Genomic DNA, 1,429 nt, shown 5'->3' on the forward strand with positions numbered 1-1,429 from the left:
AAATGGAAAGTGTGTACGCATAGAAATATCCCCAAAGTATACTGGCGACTCTTTACGACCAGACAAAGTTACAATTAAACAATGGATAGACGGCGTACCCCAACGACCAATTACATACGGCAATAATTTAGGCGGAAAACTCTAGGAAAAAATATGAAATCCACCACCAAAAATATAGATGAAATTTATCCTGAGATAGGACAACTTCTCATAAACCTACTACCAGATGACTTTCAAGAGGCCTGGATTAGCGTGGAGATGATTGACGACGTATGGGGTGCCGAGATTTTTTATAAAAAATCCGAAAACACATACGGATATATAAATGACGAACTTCATGTAATAGAGGATAAATTTCGCCTACTCAGAGATTTGCTTAAAGATAAAAACAACGAAACATGGAGCACAGCAACTTTTAACCTAACCAATACTTACAGCATGAATCTAGAGCTAGGTTACGATGACATATCTGATTTTGGACTGAGCCCCGAGCGACGTGAAGCATGGATAAAAAAACACCTTGGTGAAGCAGCAAAAATTGATTGGTCCTAACTAAAAAACAATACATCACTGCCCCCAATGAGTGCCTGATAAAAGCACCTCGTAATTATGGAGAGCCTGAACAAAGCCATCAGCAGTGCCGGTCGCTGACCGGTCTGCTGACGTCACGCTCATAACTGAGCATACAGCTGACTTTCGGAGCACTGGCCCGGCGCTGCACCGCTTCTGCTACACCGAACACGTGCGCACCGCCCGCCAGGTGCAGCGCGATTACACTTTTACCCACCCCCGCTACGACCAGGAACACATCGCCACCGGCACCCAGCTTGAGCACCAGGGGCGCGACTATGAGCGATTCGATTATCCCGGCCGTTACAAGCGCGATGTTGCCGGTAAACCCTTTACAAAAACCCGGTTGAATGCCCTGCGCAGCGATGCCCGCATCGCCGAGGTCGAAGGCGACGATGCCCGCCTGCAACCGGGCAAATCCTTCGATCTGATCGACCACCCACGCGACGACATGAACATCCGCTGGCGCACGGTGAGCATCGAGCACACCGGCACCCAACACTGCAGCCAACAAGAAGAAGCTGCCGACAGCGCCTCGGGCACCCGCTATCATTACAACGCCACCTTGGCGCCTGCCGTGTTCGACTGGAAAGCCCCACTGTGCCCCAAACCGCGCATCGACGGCCCGCAAACCGCCACCGTGGTCGGCCCGCCCAACGAAGAAATCTTCTGCGATAAATGGGGCCGCGTGAAAGTCAGCTTCCCTTGGGATCGCGCCAGCCAAAACAACGAACACAGCTCCTGCTGGATCCGCGTGGCCCAAGGCTGGGCGGGCACCACTTGGGGTGCGATGGCCATACCACGCATCGGTCAGGAGCTAATCATCCAGTACTTCGACGGGGACCCCGATCAGCCGATA

At 51.9% G+C, this 1,429-nt stretch carries 2 protein-coding genes; both read left to right on the top strand.

Annotated features, from left to right (window positions below):
- Positions 1-153: 153 nt before the first annotated feature.
- Positions 154-552, top strand: coding sequence for an antitoxin YezG family protein (locus NTD86_RS01070; protein ID WP_262200291.1), 399 nt, complete (start codon positions 154-156; stop codon positions 550-552).
- An 85-nt stretch (positions 553-637) separates the two neighbouring features.
- Positions 638-1,429, top strand: a 792-nt coding sequence (gene tssI / locus NTD86_RS01075; protein WP_262200292.1) for a type VI secretion system tip protein TssI/VgrG, incomplete at its 3' end; no start/stop codon positions are given.

The sequence above is a fragment of the Pseudomonas sp. 7P_10.2_Bac1 genome, from assembly GCF_025465935.1.
GTDB lineage: Bacteria > Pseudomonadota > Gammaproteobacteria > Pseudomonadales > Pseudomonadaceae > Aquipseudomonas.